Annotated in this window: 17 protein-coding genes; 7 read left to right on the top strand and 10 right to left on the bottom strand. The window is 45.3% G+C overall.

Annotated features, from left to right (window positions below; genetic code table 11):
- Positions 1-74 precede the first annotated feature (74 nt).
- Complete coding sequence (gene purM / locus AC3CHU_RS03860; protein WP_054547613.1) at positions 75-1,115, top strand: phosphoribosylformylglycinamidine cyclo-ligase; 1,041 nt, start codon at positions 75-77, stop codon at positions 1,113-1,115.
- Between the two features lie 120 nt (positions 1,116-1,235).
- Positions 1,236-1,922, top strand: a complete 687-nt coding sequence (purN, locus tag AC3CHU_RS03855) for a phosphoribosylglycinamide formyltransferase (RefSeq protein WP_488525095.1) — start codon at positions 1,236-1,238, stop codon at positions 1,920-1,922.
- A 113-nt stretch (positions 1,923-2,035) separates the two neighbouring features.
- Here purN and AC3CHU_RS03850 read toward each other — a convergent pair whose 3' ends face one another.
- Both AC3CHU_RS03850 and lpcA read right to left on the bottom strand, forming a co-directional pair.
- Positions 2,036-2,881, bottom strand: a complete 846-nt coding sequence (locus AC3CHU_RS03850) for a class II glutamine amidotransferase (protein ID WP_017079424.1) — start codon at positions 2,879-2,881, stop codon at positions 2,036-2,038.
- A 65-nt stretch (positions 2,882-2,946) separates the two neighbouring features.
- Positions 2,947-3,522 (bottom strand): D-sedoheptulose 7-phosphate isomerase, encoded by a 576-nt coding sequence (gene lpcA, locus AC3CHU_RS03845; protein WP_017084137.1) that lies wholly within the window; start codon positions 3,520-3,522, stop codon positions 2,947-2,949.
- Between the two features lie 327 nt (positions 3,523-3,849).
- On the opposite strand from lpcA, the gene fadE reads away from it, so the two are divergent.
- A complete protein-coding gene (fadE, locus tag AC3CHU_RS03840) occupies positions 3,850-6,315 on the top strand; it encodes an acyl-CoA dehydrogenase FadE (protein WP_488525094.1) in 2,466 nt (821 codons plus the stop codon).
- Between the two features lie 163 nt (positions 6,316-6,478).
- On the opposite strand, the gene AC3CHU_RS03835 is transcribed toward fadE, so the two are convergent.
- Positions 6,479-7,726 carry a TIGR03503 family protein gene (locus tag AC3CHU_RS03835; protein WP_171316955.1) on the bottom strand — a complete coding sequence of 416 codons (1,248 nt, stop codon included), beginning with the start codon at positions 7,724-7,726 and terminating at the stop codon, positions 6,479-6,481.
- Positions 7,727-7,735: 9 nt separating this feature from the next.
- Entirely contained in the window at positions 7,736-8,503 is a 768-nt protein-coding gene (dnaQ, locus tag AC3CHU_RS03830; protein WP_488525093.1) for a DNA polymerase III subunit epsilon, read from the bottom strand.
- A gap of 56 nt (positions 8,504-8,559) precedes the next feature.
- On the opposite strand from dnaQ, the gene rnhA reads away from it, so the two are divergent.
- Positions 8,560-9,024, top strand: coding sequence for a ribonuclease HI (gene rnhA, locus AC3CHU_RS03825; protein ID WP_004734327.1), 465 nt, complete (start codon positions 8,560-8,562; stop codon positions 9,022-9,024).
- A 79-nt stretch (positions 9,025-9,103) separates the two neighbouring features.
- Here the strand turns inward: rnhA and AC3CHU_RS03820 are convergent, their stop codons facing one another.
- Positions 9,104-9,886: a class I SAM-dependent methyltransferase gene (locus tag AC3CHU_RS03820; RefSeq protein WP_054547607.1), complete on the bottom strand. Its 783-nt coding sequence runs from the start codon at positions 9,884-9,886 to the stop codon at positions 9,104-9,106.
- A gap of 53 nt (positions 9,887-9,939) precedes the next feature.
- Between AC3CHU_RS03820 and gloB the strand changes: the two genes are divergently transcribed.
- The 3 genes from gloB (at position 9,940) to AC3CHU_RS03805 (ending at position 13,026) form a co-directional block, all read left to right on the top strand.
- A complete protein-coding gene (gene gloB / locus AC3CHU_RS03815) occupies positions 9,940-10,698 on the top strand; it encodes a hydroxyacylglutathione hydrolase (RefSeq protein ID WP_488525092.1) in 759 nt (252 codons plus the stop codon).
- A 70-nt stretch (positions 10,699-10,768) separates the two neighbouring features.
- The gene (locus AC3CHU_RS03810) at positions 10,769-12,343 is read left to right on the top strand and encodes a LysM peptidoglycan-binding domain-containing protein (protein WP_065205026.1); all 1,575 of its coding nucleotides are present in this window, start codon (positions 10,769-10,771) and stop codon (positions 12,341-12,343) included.
- Entirely contained in the window at positions 12,340-13,026 is a 687-nt protein-coding gene (locus AC3CHU_RS03805; RefSeq protein ID WP_488525091.1) for a YIP1 family protein, read from the top strand. The genes AC3CHU_RS03810 and AC3CHU_RS03805 overlap by 4 nt, the downstream gene beginning before the upstream one ends.
- A 131-nt stretch (positions 13,027-13,157) precedes the next feature.
- On the opposite strand, the gene AC3CHU_RS03800 is transcribed toward AC3CHU_RS03805, so the two are convergent.
- The 5 genes from AC3CHU_RS03800 to accA form a co-directional block, all read right to left on the bottom strand.
- Positions 13,158-14,000: an endonuclease/exonuclease/phosphatase family protein gene (locus tag AC3CHU_RS03800; RefSeq protein ID WP_114633895.1), complete on the bottom strand. Its 843-nt coding sequence runs from the start codon at positions 13,998-14,000 to the stop codon at positions 13,158-13,160.
- 61 nt (positions 14,001-14,061) lie between these two features.
- On the bottom strand, positions 14,062-14,400 hold the full coding sequence (gene glnB, locus AC3CHU_RS03795) for a nitrogen regulatory protein P-II (RefSeq protein WP_004738609.1): 339 nt from the start codon (positions 14,398-14,400) through the stop codon (positions 14,062-14,064).
- Between the two features lie 130 nt (positions 14,401-14,530).
- Positions 14,531-14,842 (bottom strand): c-type cytochrome, encoded by a 312-nt coding sequence (locus AC3CHU_RS03790; RefSeq protein ID WP_004734334.1) that lies wholly within the window; start codon positions 14,840-14,842, stop codon positions 14,531-14,533.
- Between the two features lie 58 nt (positions 14,843-14,900).
- Complete coding sequence (gene tilS / locus AC3CHU_RS03785; protein ID WP_488525090.1) at positions 14,901-16,235, bottom strand: tRNA lysidine(34) synthetase TilS; 1,335 nt, start codon at positions 16,233-16,235, stop codon at positions 14,901-14,903.
- A gap of 131 nt (positions 16,236-16,366) precedes the next feature.
- Complete coding sequence (gene accA / locus AC3CHU_RS03780; RefSeq protein ID WP_009847403.1) at positions 16,367-17,326, bottom strand: acetyl-CoA carboxylase carboxyl transferase subunit alpha; 960 nt, start codon at positions 17,324-17,326, stop codon at positions 16,367-16,369.
- Positions 17,327-17,330: the final 4 nt, after the last annotated feature.

Here is a 17,330-nt window from a genome sequence, read left to right as displayed (position 1 = left end):
CGTTTGCTCTTGGTAATCAAGCCCTGTTAGAATAGCGCCGTTTTCACATCCAACTTAAGTTCGAGGACTATCCCGTGAGTGGTAATACTTCTTCTCTAAGCTACAAAGACGCTGGTGTTGATATCGACGCAGGTAATGCACTAGTAGACCGTATCAAAGGTGCTGTTAAACGCACTCGTCGCCCTGAAGTAATGGGCGGTATTGGTGGCTTTGGCGCCCTATGTGAACTTCCAACGAAATACAAAGAGCCGGTACTTGTTTCAGGTACTGATGGTGTTGGTACTAAACTTCGCCTTGCTTTGGATCTGAAAAAACACGACACCATTGGTATCGACCTAGTGGCAATGTGTGTGAACGACTTAATCGTTCAAGGTGGTGAGCCGTTATTCTTCCTAGACTACTACGCAACAGGTAAGCTAGATGTAGATACAGCTGCAGACGTTGTTTCTGGTATCGCTGAAGGTTGTGTTCAAGCTGGCTGTGCACTAATCGGTGGTGAAACGGCTGAAATGCCTGGCATGTACGAAGGCGATGACTACGATGTTGCTGGCTTCTGTGTTGGTGTCGTAGAAAAAGCTGACATCATTGATGGTACTAAAGTAGCAGCAGGCGACGCACTTATCGCTGTTGGCTCAAGTGGTCCACACTCAAACGGTTACTCTTTGATTCGTAAAGTTCTAGAAGTTTCTGGTGCTGATAAGAATGAAGAACTAGAAGGTCGCACTATCGGTGAGCACCTACTAGAACCTACTAAGATTTACATCAAATCGGCACTTAAGATGATCGCTGAGCATGACATTCATGCTATTTCGCACATCACTGGTGGTGGTTTCTGGGAGAACATCCCACGCGTACTTCCTGAAGGCACTAAAGCAGTGATTGATGGAAAAAGCTGGGAATGGCCTGCTATTTTCAGCTGGCTACAAGAGAAAGGAAACGTGGAGACATTTGAAATGTACCGCACTTTCAACTGTGGCGTAGGCCTAATTGTTGCTCTACCTAAAGATCAAGCAGACGCTGCTGTTGAACTACTGAAAGCTGAAGGCGAAAACGCTTGGGTTATCGGTGAGATCGCAAACGCTGAAGCTGGCGAAGAGCAAGTTGAAATTAAATAAGTGATACGTTCACTTACTTAGTTAATAAATGAGGACCTATTGGTCCTCATTTTGCTATTTAGCCCGCAGAAAACCTTAGTTTATGTAGGTAAATTGTAAATACTTTAGTTAACCAATCGCATGACCCACTCTATGAAGAATAGCCATTCTATGAATAACAGTCACTCTAAGAAAAACATCGTCGTTTTAGTCTCAGGAAGCGGAAGCAACTTACAAGCTATTTTGGATGCCTGTGACAGCCACACGATTGACGCCTCTGTTAAGGCAGTTTTCTCAAATAAAGCGGATGCTTTTGGTCTAGAGCGCGCAAAATCAGCAGGTGTTCACGCTCACTCGGTGAATCCAAAAGAATTTAACTCGCGTGAAGAGTTTGATCATGAATTGATGGTTCAAATCGATGCTTACCAACCCGACCTGATTGTACTCGCTGGCTACATGCGCATTCTGAGTTCAGAGTTTGTTCGTCATTACGCGGGTAAAATGATCAATATCCACCCTTCTCTATTACCTAAGTATCCTGGGCTCCACACCCACCAGCGTGCCATTGATGCGCAAGACAAAGAGCATGGCACCAGCGTTCACTTTGTTACCGAAGAGCTCGATGGTGGCCCTGTGATCTTACAGGCTAAGGTGCCAGTATTTGAAGATGATGATGCTGACATGTTAGCACGTCGAGTGCTGACTCAAGAACACTGCATTTACCTTATGGTCTGTAAATGGTTTGCCGAAGATCGTTTATCGATGGTAAACGGGCAAGCTGCCTTAGACGGTAAAGTATTAGGCAATCACGGTTACGCAGAAGAGTAATTCGTCAGAAACTAAATCAAATCAAATCAAATCAAAAAAGGCCGCTTACTGATTCATTAGTTCAGTAAGCGGCCTTTCTTTTATGCGTTTCAAAATAATACTATTCGGAATACTTAGCTCAATGGCTCAGTTGGCGCTTGGCTTGCAACTTTTTTAGGTGCGTAAGCAACATCTTCCAACGCTTTATGGTTATTACCGATCAGCTCACCAAAATGAAACAATGCGTATTCGCCCGGCTTCATTCTAAACCACTCTTCATTGCATGTTAGAGGCTGAGTTGCTACCACCGTGACCACATCATTCGGCGTGGTCTCTTCTTGGAAGTTTATCTCAACATCTTCATCAATCAGGCTCGCATTACCAAAAGGCGCGCGTCTTGTTATCCAGTACAAATGATTCGTACAGTAGGTCATCACGTACTCACCATCACTGAGTAACATGTTGAAGACGCCTTTCTCTCTTAGCTGATCACAACACTCAGCGACAAAGCGAAACATACCTTCCATGTCTTGAGGAGGCTCAGGAAAACGATCTTCTAGTTGTTTCACTAACCAACAGAAAGACAGTTCACTGTCCGTCTCACCGACCGGTCTGAAACGACCACTAACCAGATCATCGTAATCCGTTAATTGGCCATTATGGGCGAAGGTCCAGTATCGTCCCCAAAGCTCACGGGTAAATGGGTGAGTATTTTCTAGATTAACGCCACCACGATTAGCTTGACGGATATGACTGACAACAGCTTGACTTTTAATTGGGTAGTTTTGAACCAACTCAGCGATCTTGGATTCACAACTAGGGTTAGGATCTTTAAACGTACGGAAACCCTTTCCTTCATAGAAAGTAATACCCCAGCCATCGCGGTGCGGGCCAGTATTACCTCCACGCTGCATAAGACCAGTAAAGCTAAAACAAATATCAGTTGGCACATTCGCGCTCATACCGAGCAATTCACACATGGTTTAATCTACTCCCTATCAAAACCAATGGAGCCTAAGTTGGGCCCCAAATGTCTTTAAAACTATTATTCCATTTCTTTTTCAACAAGCTGAATCACAATGTGGATGATCTTAATGTGAATCTCTTGGATGCGGTCAGCGTAACCAAAATGTGGAACTCGAATTTCGATATCGGCACAACCTGCCATTTTACCGCCATCTTTACCGGTTAGCGCGATGGTTTTCATACCTTTAGCTTGAGCAGCTTCAATCGCTTTCAAAATGTTGGCAGAGTTACCTGAAGTCGACAAACCAAACAACACGTCACCCTTACGGCCTACGGCTTCTACATAACGAGAAAATACGTGGTCGTAGCCAAAGTCGTTACTTACACAAGATAAATGGCTAGGGTCTGAAATCGCAATACCAGCGAAGCCTGGACGATTTTCACGGTATCGGCCAGTAAGCTCTTCCGCGAAGTGCATCGCATCACAGTGTGAGCCACCGTTACCACAAGAAAGCACTTTGCCTTCTTGCTTGAATGAGTCAGCAATCATCTTTGCAGCAGCTTCAATTTGAGCAATGTTATGGTCATCACTCAAGAATTTGTTAAGAACGTCAGCAGCTTCGTTCAATTCACTTTTGATTAGGTCTTGGTACATAAGGCTTATCTCTTATATTTTTTTACGCAACTTAAAGTACGTGAAATGAGAGCTGAGGGTTTTTCCCTCTATTACCTGAGTTTACCCACAAACATGAAATAGTGTCGACACTTAAGCCCAAAGATTGCCACCTTTATTAGCCTGTCGCTGCCGATCCGCCCAAATATTCGCCACCAACCTCTCACAATTAGAACTTTAACTCAATTGAGATCACTTTTTATCCACTTTAGAGTTTTACAAATATTTAATATTTTGTTTACACTTGACTGGTTAGACCTCTTACCTAAACTTAATAACAATAAGTGATCTCTGAAAAGGAAATCGATCATGAACATATTGCTCTCCCTACTCGGCATGACAGCTGTCTTAAGCGTCTGTCTTTACCATAGAGTTAGCCTAGTACGCGCATTAATCGTATTAACCGGCGCAATGGTAGCATTAACGCTGTTTGGCGGCGTAGCTGTCACTGGCTGGCTTTGTTACCTCTTAGCCATTGCGATTTTTGCTGTACCGGCAATTCGTCAGACTATCATCAGTCAAAAAGCGCTTTCTTTGTTTAAGAAAGTACTGCCTGCAATGTCTCAGACAGAAAAGGAAGCATTAGAAGCGGGTACTGTATGGTGGGAAGCAGAGCTGTTCAAAGGCAAGCCTGAATGGAAGAAACTTCAAAACATCGCTGACCCGAAGCTGTCTGAAGCTGAGCAAGCATTTTTAGATGGTCCAGTAAATACAGTGTGCGAAATGGTCAATGATTACCAAGTAACGCATGAGCTGGCTGATTTGCCACCAGAAGTATGGCAATACCTGAAAGACCATAAATTCTTCGCAATGATCATCAAGAAAAAGTATGGCGGTTTAGAGTTCTCGGCTTACGCTCAGTCTTTAGTGCTACAGAAGCTAACTGGCGTTTCTAGCGTATTGTCATCAACCGTTGGCGTACCTAACTCGTTAGGCCCCGGTGAGCTATTGCAGCACTACAGTACAGAAGAACAAAGAAACCACTACCTACCCCGCTTAGCGGAAGGTAAAGAGATCCCTTGTTTTGCCCTAACTAGCCCAGAAGCAGGCTCAGATGCCGGCTCAATCCCCGATTACGGCATCGTATGCAAAGGTCAATGGCAAGGCGAAGAAGTTCTAGGTATGCGCCTCACTTGGAACAAGCGCTACATTACCCTTGCACCTGTCGCAACAGTATTGGGACTTGCGTTTAAATTACGAGATCCAGACGGCCTACTTGGTGACAAGCAAGAGCTCGGTATCACTTGCGCGCTTATTCCTACAGATTTAAAAGGCGTGAAGATTGGTAATCGTCACTCCCCACTTAACGTACCGTTCCAAAATGGCCCAACCCAAGGTGATGATCTCTTCGTTCCTATCGATTTCATCATTGGTGGCCAGAAAATGGCCGGCCAAGGCTGGCGTATGCTGGTTGAGTGTCTATCTGTTGGTCGTGGTATCACACTGCCTTCAAACTCAACGGGTGGCATTAAATCGGCCGCGCTTGCAACCGGTGCTTACGCTCGTATTCGTCGCCAGTTCAAACAACCTATTGGTCGTATGGAAGGGGTTGAAGAGCCGCTTGCACGCCTAGCAGGTAATGCCTACGTAATGGATGCGGCGAGTAACCTAACGGTTGCAGGTATCGATCTTGGCGAAAAGCCTTCGGTTATCTCAGCAATTGTGAAGTACCACTGTACTCACCGTGGCCAACGCAGCATCATCGATGCGATGGACATCGTCGGTGGTAAAGGTATTTGCTTAGGCCCATCAAACTTCTTAGCTCGTAGCTACCAAGGCGCGCCAATCGCGATTACCGTGGAAGGTGCCAACATCCTAACTCGTTCGATGATCATCTATGGTCAAGGTGCAATTCGTTGTCATCCTTACGTACTAAACGAAATGGAAGCCGCTTATTCTGAAAGCAGCGATGCGCTTGATAAGTTTGATTCAGCGTTAGCAGGACACGTTAGCTTTACGATGAGTAACCTAGTCCGCAGCTTGTGGTTTGGTTTAACCGATGGTCGTGGTTCAGATGCGCCAGCACCTTCAAATAAAACAGATAAACAGACACAGCGTTATTACCAACAACTAAACCGCTACAGTGCCAACTTAGCGCTACTGTCTGATATTTCAATGGCAGTTCTAGGCGGCTCACTGAAACGCAGAGAGCGCCTATCAGCAAGATTAGGCGATATCCTAAGCCAACTGTACCTAGGTTCAGCAACACTTAAGCGCTTCGAAAGTGAGGGCAGCCACGCTGAAGATTTACCGTTAGTACATTGGGGTATGCAAGACAGCCTAAGACAGACAGAAGTCGCCATTGATGAGTTTTTAGCAAACTTCCCTAGCCCTGTGATTGGCCGTTTACTTCGTGTTGTGTTGATGCCATTCGGTCGCATTCGTCGTGCGCCAAACGACAAACTGGACAGCCAAGTCGCGCACATTCTACAAACGCCAAGCGAAACACGTTCTCGTATCGGCCGCGGCCAATACTTGGAAGCGACTGAATACAATCCAGTGGGTAAGATTGAAAAAGCGTTAGAAGTTATTCTTCAAGCAGAACCTCTATTCGACAAAGTCTGCAAAGAGACGCACCAAAAGCGCGCTTTCTTACGACTAGACCTTGTTGCTCAATTAGGGTTGGAGAAAGGCATCTTAACGCAAGAAGAGGCAGATCTGCTGATTAGCGCCGAGGAACATAGACTGTACACGATTAACGTTGACGACTTCTCTCCAGAGGAGCTTGCAGCAAAGTCTCAGTACCCAGACCAATCGATTGATAACGTCGCTTAAGGTTAGAAAAAGAAACAAAAACGGGACTCCTATGAGTCCCGTTTTTTTTTGGTCATGACATCGTTGTCACAAATTTTAATGCTGACATTCTCGAAGCTTACTTTCTCGAGATTTGTTCTTTCGAAGTTTGCTCTCTCAAGACAACTCCAATGATATAGACAAGTTACTTTGGTGCCTTAAGCTGCATCTCTGGTTGAGCTTTTTTCTTCGCCTTTACCCGACGAACCACAAACCAAATCAATAAACCTAATAGAATCGCGACCACATTACCCACCGCAATAATGATCATACTGCGCTGCCTGTCATCTTCACGCTTCTGAAGTATCATCAACTCTGCTGCGATACGCTTTTGCTCAGCAAGCGCTTGTTCTTGCAGGCGTCGAGACTCCGCTAAGTCGATATCTTCAACAACGCTGTACGAGTGCTCGGTAATGGGAAAGATCAGTGGACGTTGGCTTGAGGCATCAGTGGCGTAAACCATCCCCGACCAGTTATAAATCCCCAAATCGCCATTATAAGGCACCTCTAAAGCGACTTTCATTGCATCGACCTCAGCTTGGCCCTGCTTATACATTTCGTATTCATCCGGAGCCTTGTGTTCAACATGAACTGCTAACGAACTCGGCGCAATCATGCCCGGCTCCCCTGAAACGACAATCGTATGAGGCAGCCCCTCTTTTCGAGACTGAATAAAGGTTGTAGTGATCGGTGTTGGGTACACCAAAACTTCTTGCTCTTGCGCTCGCAGGAACACACCATTGCCAGAAGTAATACGCGCGCGGTATTTACCTGGCTCAATATCAATCGGCAACGACACAGTGAAAACGCCATCTCCGGCTTTTTCATCAAGACCACTGCCATCGTCGGCAAACTCGCCCATCACAACCGGAATTGGGCGCGCCTCTCTCACTAAAGACTCTTCATTTTCAACGAACTTAGTAAAAGTGACCTTAAGTTTCACGCGATCTAAAAAATCACGCAGCACAAGAGGCTTGCCGTCAGAGGTCAAACGAGCCGTAAATTTAATGTGTTCGGTTTGATACAGTTTGTCTGGGAAGTCATTGGCATCTAAAACAAGGTGAGATAATAGCTTGATGTTGTTCTTAGGTGATACCTTACCTACCGCTTGCCAAGGTCCTGGCATCGGTTTGTCGATAGATATGATGTCCATGGACGATTCTTCGTACCAACGGACATTATCAGCATTGCGCCAAGAGTAGTATTTCTTGCCATCCGGACGAACCAAAACGACAGGTTTAGAGTTATCGGCTCGATAAATCACAAAGGTGACTTGTTCAATACTGGGATCAACTCGAAAACGGTTGTCCAATAAACTCATTACGGATTCTGTTGCCGCATGTAAGCTAAAGCTTAACAACAATAAGCAACCGGTAGCCAATACCCTTAACATACTTTCTCCCTACTGACGCCAGAGGCAGCTTCCGCTTTTCTCGACGAGATCTAAACGACTTTGATGCGCTTCTACTTCATCGGCCGTAGCTCGTAAAACCTTTAGGGATTTTCGACCACTTTCTGCTCTTCGTATACTTTCACCTTCACCTTCCTTTTGCCCGGCGTTAAATTGCAGCGAAGTTTGCCCACCCGTCATCAATAAATAGACGTCGGCTAGGATTTCCGCATCGAGCAATGCACCGTGGAGGGTACGGTGCGAGTTATCAATACCGTAACGATCACATAAGATATCTAGGTTGTTTCTTTTGCCTGGAAATATCTTCTTCGCCATGGCCAAGGTATCGGTAACTTTACAGTAGTCATCCGTTTTACCTATCGCTGGGTTGAGCTTCTCAAACTCATAGTCCATAAAGCCCGTATCGAAGGGCGCGTTATGAGCTACCAGCTCAGCACCTTTGATAAAGTCGAGAAACTCTTTATGTATGTCTTGGTATTCTGGCTTATCAATCAAGAATTCATCGGTAATACCGTGAACGCCAATCGCCTCTTCTTGAATCGCACGATCGGGCTTTATATAGACGTGGAAGTGACGCCCGGTCAGCCTACGGTTGATGATCTCTACCGCACCAATTTCAACGATGCGATGCCCCATATAGTGAGGGCCACCTTCTGTATTCATACCGGTGGTTTCGGTATCGAGTACAATGATGCGCTTATTTTCGTCCGAACTGTTTTTTTCGTTCATGTTTTGTTCTGGAGTGCTACTGGTATTCATAAGGATAACTGTGTCAGACTATGCCGATAATGTGCTTGAGGTAATAGTATCAAATCATGACGAAACAAGTTGAAATTTTCACTGACGGTTCTTGTTTAGGCAACCCAGGTCCTGGTGGCTATGGCATCGTACTTCGCTATAAAAAAGTAGAAAAGACACTAGCCGAAGGCTTTACACTAACGACCAACAACCGTATGGAAATGCTCGCAGCTGTCATCGCTCTCCAAGCACTCAAGGAACCTTGCTCTGTGATTCTGACCACGGATAGCCAATACGTTCGCCAAGGCATCACACAGTGGATCCACAACTGGAAAAAGCGTGACTGGAAAACCGCCGATAAGAAACCGGTTAAAAACGCAGACCTGTGGCAAAGGCTCGATAAAGAAACTGCTCGTCATAGTGTTGATTGGCGCTGGGTTAAAGGACACGCCGGGCACCGAGAAAATGAAATGTGTGATGATTTAGCAAGAAACGCAGCGGAAAATCCGACTCAAGAAGATACGGGCTATCAGCCAAGCTAACCGCTTTTTAAATTAGACGCACATTTCAGAAAGCGATCTGCTAATTTCTCAACCGAATTAGCAGATCAAAAGCCGACAACTAATCGGCTTTTTCTGTTTTCAACGGATATGAAGCTTTAGTTGAATCCATGGTACGACGCGTATTGGTTCTAAAGCTTGCTCCAACCGGAGAGAAACGTCGCTTAAGGTGCCAATGCGGCTTGATAGGCTTAAGTGGGTAAGTTCGTTTACGAGCAACAATAAAGTATTGGCTACCAGCAAAGGAAGCACAGCCGCCCAAGCTGTTCTCTAACCACGTCCACATCGCCTGATACTTACTCATCGGAAATAGTGCATAGGTATCGCAGTGAATCACTTCGTAGTTCAATACACCTAACCAGTCTTTAATTCGGTTTGGCGTGTACATACGTCCACTCCAAGGCAAGCTGTTCTTTCGCCAAGGCAGTAAACTTGCTAGTCCGGTAATACTAAACGGATTGAAGCCAGTAATAATGATATAACCATCGTCCATCATCACTCGGTCGACTTCTCTCAATAATCGATGTGGGTCATTGCTATAATCTAACTGATGACTCAGCACCACAACATCAAAGCTTTTCTCCAAAAAGGGTAAATTATAGCCATCCGCTATCACATTATGTAATGGGTTCTGGATATCTAGGTTTACTTGATGTTGAATGTTGCATGTGCAGCTAGAAATCTCACTACTGAGACCGCCAAGCTTGAGCATATGGTAACCAAATAGCTTTGGGCACCACTCATCGAGTCGAGTTTGAATAGATTCTCTCAACCAGTCCCCATTGTGCAATTGTGCCCAAGTGTAAGGACGCTCAAACTTCTTTCTGCTACGTGCTGGCTTCATCAATAACCTGTCTCACTTATTCTGTCTCACTAAAAGTGACTGGAGAATCAATAATGTTACATATCAAAAGCATACCTGCATTTAACGACAATTACATCTGGCTGATTCAAAATAGCGATCGCCGTTGTGCTGTCGTCGACCCTGGTGATGCGGCTCCAGTATTAGAGTACTTAGCACATCATGAGCTAACTTTAGATGCAATCTTGATTACACACCACCACCATGATCACATTGGTGGCGTTCCAGAACTAGTCAGACAGTTTCCAAGCATCGATGTTGTGGGTCCAAGGAATGAACCAATCCCGACCTTAACTCACCCCGTTGATGATGGTGATCAATTAGAATTGTTTGGTGAAGTCTTTTTAGTACTCGGGCTCAGTGGCCACACAGCTGGTCACATTGGTTATATAGGCGATGCCAAACTATTTTGTGGCGATGTGCTGTTTTCAGCAGGTTGCGGTCGAATCATGGAAGGCACGCCACAGCAAATGTTTGATGCATTGAACAAGATCACAGCACTTCCTCAAGAAACCGAGGTTTACTGTGCTCATGAATACACCGCCGCGAACATCGCTTTCGCATTAGCGGTTGAGCCTGACAACCAACATTTGCAGCAATATCGCGACCAAGTAAACCGACTGCGAGCTCAGAATAAGTCGACCATCCCCACAAATTTGAGACAAGAGAAGTTTGTGAACCCTTTCTTGCGCTATACCGAGCCAAGTGTAGTGAAATCAGTATCTAATCGTACTGAGCAGACAGATCCTTTATCGGTATTTACCGCTTTACGTGCGTGGAAGAACGAATTTTAACAAATACAGACTTGTCACTCATAGGGGGTGGCAAGTATTATCACCGGCCGTTAATTAAAAAGGCTGTAACATGCGAGTTAAGTACAGCTGGGCTTTGGTATTACTACTTTCTGGTTGCCAATTAACTCAGTCAGAGAATCCAGACCAAGCTTCCGAGCAAACCAACACACCTCCTACTAAAGAAGTTTCTCAAGCGAACGTTTCATCAGAAGCAGCAGCCAAAGAAGATCAAAAAGTTGAAGCACCTGTCGTTACTCCACAAACACAAGAAGATGTTTGGAAACGTATTGCGATGCAACTAGAAATGGAAGTACCCGACCAAAAGAAGGTTGATTACTACCGAACTTGGTATTTAAAACACCCTAGTCATCTAAAAACCGTCTCACAACGTGCTGAACCTTTCCTTTATCTGATCACCACTAAGATTGAAGAAAAAGGCTTACCACTAGAATTGGCACTATTACCCGTTGTAGAAAGTTCTTTCGATGCATTTGCCTACTCTCATGGCAGCGCAGCAGGTCTATGGCAATTCATTTCTGGCACAGGCAAAGACTACGGACTTGAACAGAACTTCTGGTACGACGGTCGTCGTGATGTCGCTGCCTCTACTGACGCCGCATTGGATTTCCTCTCAGACCTTAACCGACGTTTCGATGGCGATTGGAACCATGCCATTGCTGCCTATAATAGTGGCGGCGGTCGTGTAAACAGTGCTATCCGCAAGAACAAGAAGCTGGGTAAGCCAATCGACTTCTTCTCTTTGGACTTGCCAAAAGAGACCAGCAGCTACGTACCTAAACTCCTTGCGCTAGCTGATGTGATTGCCAACCAAGAAAAGTATGGCATCGATATCCCTGCGATTCCAAACAAGCCAGTACTGACCCTGGTTAACCCAAACGAACAGCTTGATTTAGCGATTGCTGCAAGCTACGCAGGTATTCCAGTCAAAGAACTGCAAGGCTACAACCCCGCTTATAACCAATGGGCGACCGCACCTGAAAAGCATCAGCAATTATTGCTTCCCCTAAGCTCTGTTGAAAAGTTCAACAAAGAAGTGGCGGCCAATAAAGGCAAAGGCATGAAGTTGGTGCGTTACAAGGTTCAGTCTGGTGACAGCATTAGCGTACTAGCAAGTAAATATAACACCACCAGCAAAGTGATCCGCTCTGCAAACGGTTTGAGCAACAACAATATTCGTATTGGACAGCACTTACTTATCCCAACATCCACCAAAGACGACAAGACATACGCACTAAGCGCTTCAAATCGCCTAGCAAGCACACAGTCGAAGAGTCGTGGTCAATATAAGCTTAGTCATACCGTAAAAAGTGGTGACAGCCTATGGACGATTGCACGCGCAAATAAGGTATCTCACCAATCACTGGCTAAGTGGAATGGTATGGGGCCACGCGACACGCTTCGAATTGGTCAAGAACTGGTCATTTGGAAGAATAGTTCCGACGGTGCCATCATCCGAACTGTCTTTTATAACGTAAGATCAGGTGACACAGTCAGCGGTATTGCATCAAAGTTCAAAGTAAAAAGCGCAGATGTTGTAAAATGGAACGCTTTGCAGAACAAGAAATACCTACAGCCAGGACAAAAACTGAAGCTGTATGTTGATGTAACTAAGGTAAGTGTATGAACCCGTCAAGTAACCCACTCGTCATGCTGTTGGATATATTCCGTTCACCAACAGCTTGTTTCTTAGCGCTTTATCAGCGAAGTGCTTGGGGATGGCAACCCTACGTCGTATTAATGCTCAGCCCGTTTTTATTCTGGGGTGCTTATTTTTCGAATGTAGATTTTGCATGGTTAAGTGCAGAATTGTCACAACAACTGGCTCAAACGAACCCTGACCAATTGGCGTTACTTGACAGTAATACCTTACTCGCGAGTGAAATCATCAGCGATGTGTTTGGCCGTACGTTAACCATCATTCTGTTGGCATTCTGGTTTAACCTAGCAACCAAACCAAGCCAGCATCAACATAACTTTTGGCGATGGTTTGCAGCGGCATCGGTTGTGATATTCCCGGCTGTTTTAGGTGATGTAGCAAGCTACGCAAGCCTGATACTCAAGCATGGACAAGTGATGAGCTACGCTGCTGACTTGAACAGCTTAAACGGCTTAATCAAGTTACCACTAACCAATGATTGGTCGCAGTTTGCCAGCTCTTTACCACTGTTATTACCATGGTATATCGTGTTGGGTTATGCCGCGGTATTAACGTGGACTGAGTTTGAGCGTGGTCAAGCATTGGTCATCTCTGGCTTGCCATGGGTTGGCTACTACCTAATCTGGGCGCTCTACATTTTAATCTTTTAAGTTGAAGAGGTAAGGCTAGCGAAAACTCTCTAGCTTATTACCCAAAGTAACCACAGTGTGAACGGTGAATGGCAAATAGCTAAGATCCAATGACTAATAAGCTAATAAGCTAATAAGCTAATAACTTTTTACTATTTAGCCTTAAAGGTCACTCGCATAGGGTTATGATCAGAAGCGTCCGTAATGGGCGCTTTTGCATTTTCTACCTCTAGCCCTCGATAGAACACATGGTCGAGCACCAATCCTGTCATAAACTGAGTTCGGTTATCCGGTTCAAAGGCAACCTCCGTCAAACCGACCTGTTCCAACGCGCCTTTCAATACCGCAAAGCGAGCCTCACTCCAGCTATTAAAATCTCCAGCAAAAATAACAGGCCCACGATACTGTTGCAGATTGTCAGTTAAGCTCTTCAGCTGAGCCTCGTAATCTTCCGTACCAAAGGTAAAGTTCACAGCATGGATATTAATCACAGCCAACTCTTCGCCATTGCTTAGTTGGTAACGCGACCAAAGCGCCGATTTAGGCAATTGAAGCCAAGGTTCTTCATGAGTATAAGCACAAGCTTCGATCGGTAAATGCGTCGCTAAGTTAAGTACGCCAGCACTTTGTTCAAAGGCTTCAAACGCATTCACACGAGTGCTTCCCCACTGGCCGCTTGTCACCCATTGGCGAAGCTCTACTGTCATACTCGCTTCTTGCAGCAATACAAGATCGCTTCCTGCCGTCAATTTGTTCAGTTCACTCTGCCAATTACTGCGATTTTGCTTGTAGATATTCCACACGGTAATGCTTAGTCCATCAGACACATCAATCGCTTTCGGTGCGGAGTTTTGGTAGCAACTGTAGATGTCGTTACTGGTACTTTGAGAGGAAGTGATCAGGTTGGGTTTATTCGGGATCACGAAGATAAAATGAAAACTAACGACAGCAAGCGTTATCAATACGGCGATAACAATGATGGTTTTCTTAAACATACAGCACCCTACCAGAAATGAAAAAGGAGCGATAAACGCTCCTTTTAGGGTAATAGTTTTTTTATACGGCGTCTTCGTCTTCTTCGCCAGTACGAATACGTACCACACGTTCAACGTCAGTAATGAAGATCTTACCGTCGCCGATTTTACCAGTTTGAGCCGTTTCGATAATGGTATCAACACACTGGTCAGCCACTTCGTCGGTCACAACGATTTCCAATTTCACTTTAGGTAAAAAGTCGACCATGTACTCTGCGCCGCGATATAGCTCAGTATGACCTTTCTGGCGTCCAAAGCCTTTAACTTCAGATACTGTCATACCCGTAATACCCACTTCTGCAAGTGCTTCACGTACATCATCAAGTTTGAATGGCTTGATAATGGCTTCAATCTTTTTCATGTTCATCCCTTAAACTGTGCGAATAGCTCATTATCGGTTAGCTATAGTAAACATTCAATGAAAAAAGCCAGAGCTTTAAAGCTCTGGCTCGAAATTTATCATCTTGTTTAATCAGCGCTTTGAGAAGGTTTTACTTAAGGCTTGCGTAGTAAGCGGCTAGATTCGCGATATCTTCATCACTCAGCATAGAAGCTTGAGCCTGCATCACAGCGGCCAAGCCACCATTACGCTGTTTTGTTTTGTAAGCGTTGATCGATGAAACAATGTACTGCTCGTTTTGTCCTTTCAGGTTTGGGTAACCTGGAATCATAGCGATACCATCGGCGCCATGACAAGCCGCACAGATTGCTGCTTTAGCTTGACCCGCAGCAACATCACCCGCCAGAGCGTTACCACTCAATAGTCCAAACCCAAGAACTAATCCTAGTGTAATTTTCTTCATTGCATATTCCATTAATTATTTTTATTAAAGTGACGGTGAATTGTGACACAAACTTTTTCTACTTGCTCCAAAGCGCTTCACAATCTTGACCTTCGTAGTTTTTATCTACGAATAAGCCTAAAACAGCGATCACTCGATCGCCATCCATTAATATCGGCGTTCTGCGTCTTAACCAACTGGGTACTTGGTATTCTTGAAAGAGCTTCTTGAGCTTTCTACTATGCCCGCGCCCAACAGGGTGAGCCGAAAGTCCTTCAGGGTTAAAGATCACTCTTAGTGTTGCACTTGTATCCGACAAACTAAAGCTTTGCACATCACGGTTGTTAGATTCGCCCTCACTCAATGCTGAATTTAAGCGTAGCTCCCCTAAGCCATCGGGTAGCGTCACACTCTCTCCCATTAAAAGATGGCTTTGCCAGTCGGATAGGTCTTTAGTCTCTCTCACTAAATAGAGCTGATGATTAAAACGTCGAACTTCGGCATCATTCAACACCAGCTTAGGGTTGGCGTCCGCCTGAGCGCATGCGACTTCATCCCAAATAAGCTTGAGCTGCTTTTGACTCGGCATCGGTTGATTACAATGACTCAACCACATTCTTAGCAGGCGTGCTCGTAACAAGTCTGAATGTTGAGATAACGCCTCAATGCTTAAGTTTTGGCTATCCCCTAAAGCTTGCTGAAAGTGTGATTCAAGCAACTCATCCAACAGTAACTCTTGCTCTGCACATAGCTGAGCACTACGACTGACCGCCTCTCGGAAACTAGGCCAGCGCTCAGTCAGTGCCGGAGTGACTTGATGACGAATAAAATTGCGGTCAAAGCGAACGTCTTGATTACTCTCATCTTCGACCCAAGTTAAACCCATGTAGTGCGCCGACGCTTCAATGTCTGATCGAGTCACTGAAAGTAGCGGTCGAACGATAAACGCTTCGCCAAACGGCATCACCTTCGCCATTGAAGAGAGCCCTTTCGGACCACTGCCACGCTTCAACGCCAACAAGAAAGTCTCCAGTTGATCGTCGATGTGTTGACCTGTAATGAGAACATCACCAAAACTCAGGTGCTTCTGAAACGCATTATAGCGAGCATCTCGAGCCAGCTTTTCTACGCTCTCACCACTATCGATATCCAGCGAGACTCGTTCTATAGCTAACGAAACCGACAAAGCATCACACCATGCTTGGCATTGCTCAGCCCAGTGATCAGCATTGTTGCTTAAACCGTGGTGAACGTGCACCGCGCAGCACTCAATGTCATAAGTTTGCGCGTACTGCGCTGCTAACTCTAACAAAACTCGAGAATCAACACCGCCACTGAAAGCCACGATCAACCGACGAGGCTTGAGCACGCTTTGTTGAAATGCAGAGGTAAAAGTTTCGATTAAGTGAGTCATGGGGTTAAGTGAGCCGTGTGTACTAATGAGAAAGGAGAATGTTTTAATAATAAAAAAGGGTTGGCACTGAGTCCAACCCTTTCATCAACTTGTTATGGAAAGCAGGTCTTATACCTTGCTAAGGCCGCTTATCAGCAGTAACCGTAGCTCATTAGGCGCTGGTAACGACGCTCTAGAAGTGCTTCGTTATCAAACTGCTCTAGTTCTTCTAACTGTTTAACTAACATGTCTTTCATGTTCTGAGCTGTCTGTATTGGATCGCGGTGCGCGCCACCTAGAGGCTCAGGGATGATTTCATCGATAAGCTCAAGCTCTTTAAGGCGAGGAGCAACTAGACCCATAGCTTCAGCAGCTTGTGGTGCTTTATCTGAATCACGCCATAAGATTGAAGCACAACCTTCTGGAGAGATTACTGAGTACGTAGAGTACTGAAGCATGTTCACGTAGTCACCAACACCAATCGCTAGTGCACCACCAGAACCGCCTTCACCCACAACGTTACAGATAACTGGAACTGAAAGGCCCGCCATTACTTTAAGGTTCTTTGCGATCGCTTCAGATTGACCACGTTCTTCAGCACCAACACCTGGGTAAGCACCCGCCGTGTCGATGAAAGTAATAATTGGCATGTTGAAACGCTCAGCCGTTTCCATTAGGCGAAGTGCCTTACGGTAACCTTCTGGTTTTGGCATACCAAAGTTACGGATCACTTTCTCTTTAGTCTCACGACCTTTCTGGTGACCAATAACCATAACAGGACGACCATTTAGACGAGCCATACCACCCACAATAGCTTTGTCGTCAGCGTAAGCGCGATCGCCCGCCATCTCTTCAAATTCTGTGAAGGCATGCTCCAGGTAATCTTTGGTGTACGGACGTTGAGGGTGACGAGCAAGTTGAGCTACCTGCCATGCACCTAAGTCACTAAAGATTTTCTGTTTAAGCTCTAAGCTTTTTTTCTCTAGTTGTTCGATTTCTTTGTCTAGATCTACCGCTGTGTCACCACCGTGACGCGAAACGTCACGTAGCGCTTCGATTTTTGCTTCAAGTTCAGCGATAGGCTTTTCAAATTCTAGAAAGTTCAGGCTCATCTAT

The sequence above is a fragment of the Vibrio sp. QJM3NY_39 genome (assembly GCF_057785895.1).
Note: the sequence above shows the minus strand (reverse complement) of the source record. Positions and strands in the feature narration are given on the sequence as shown.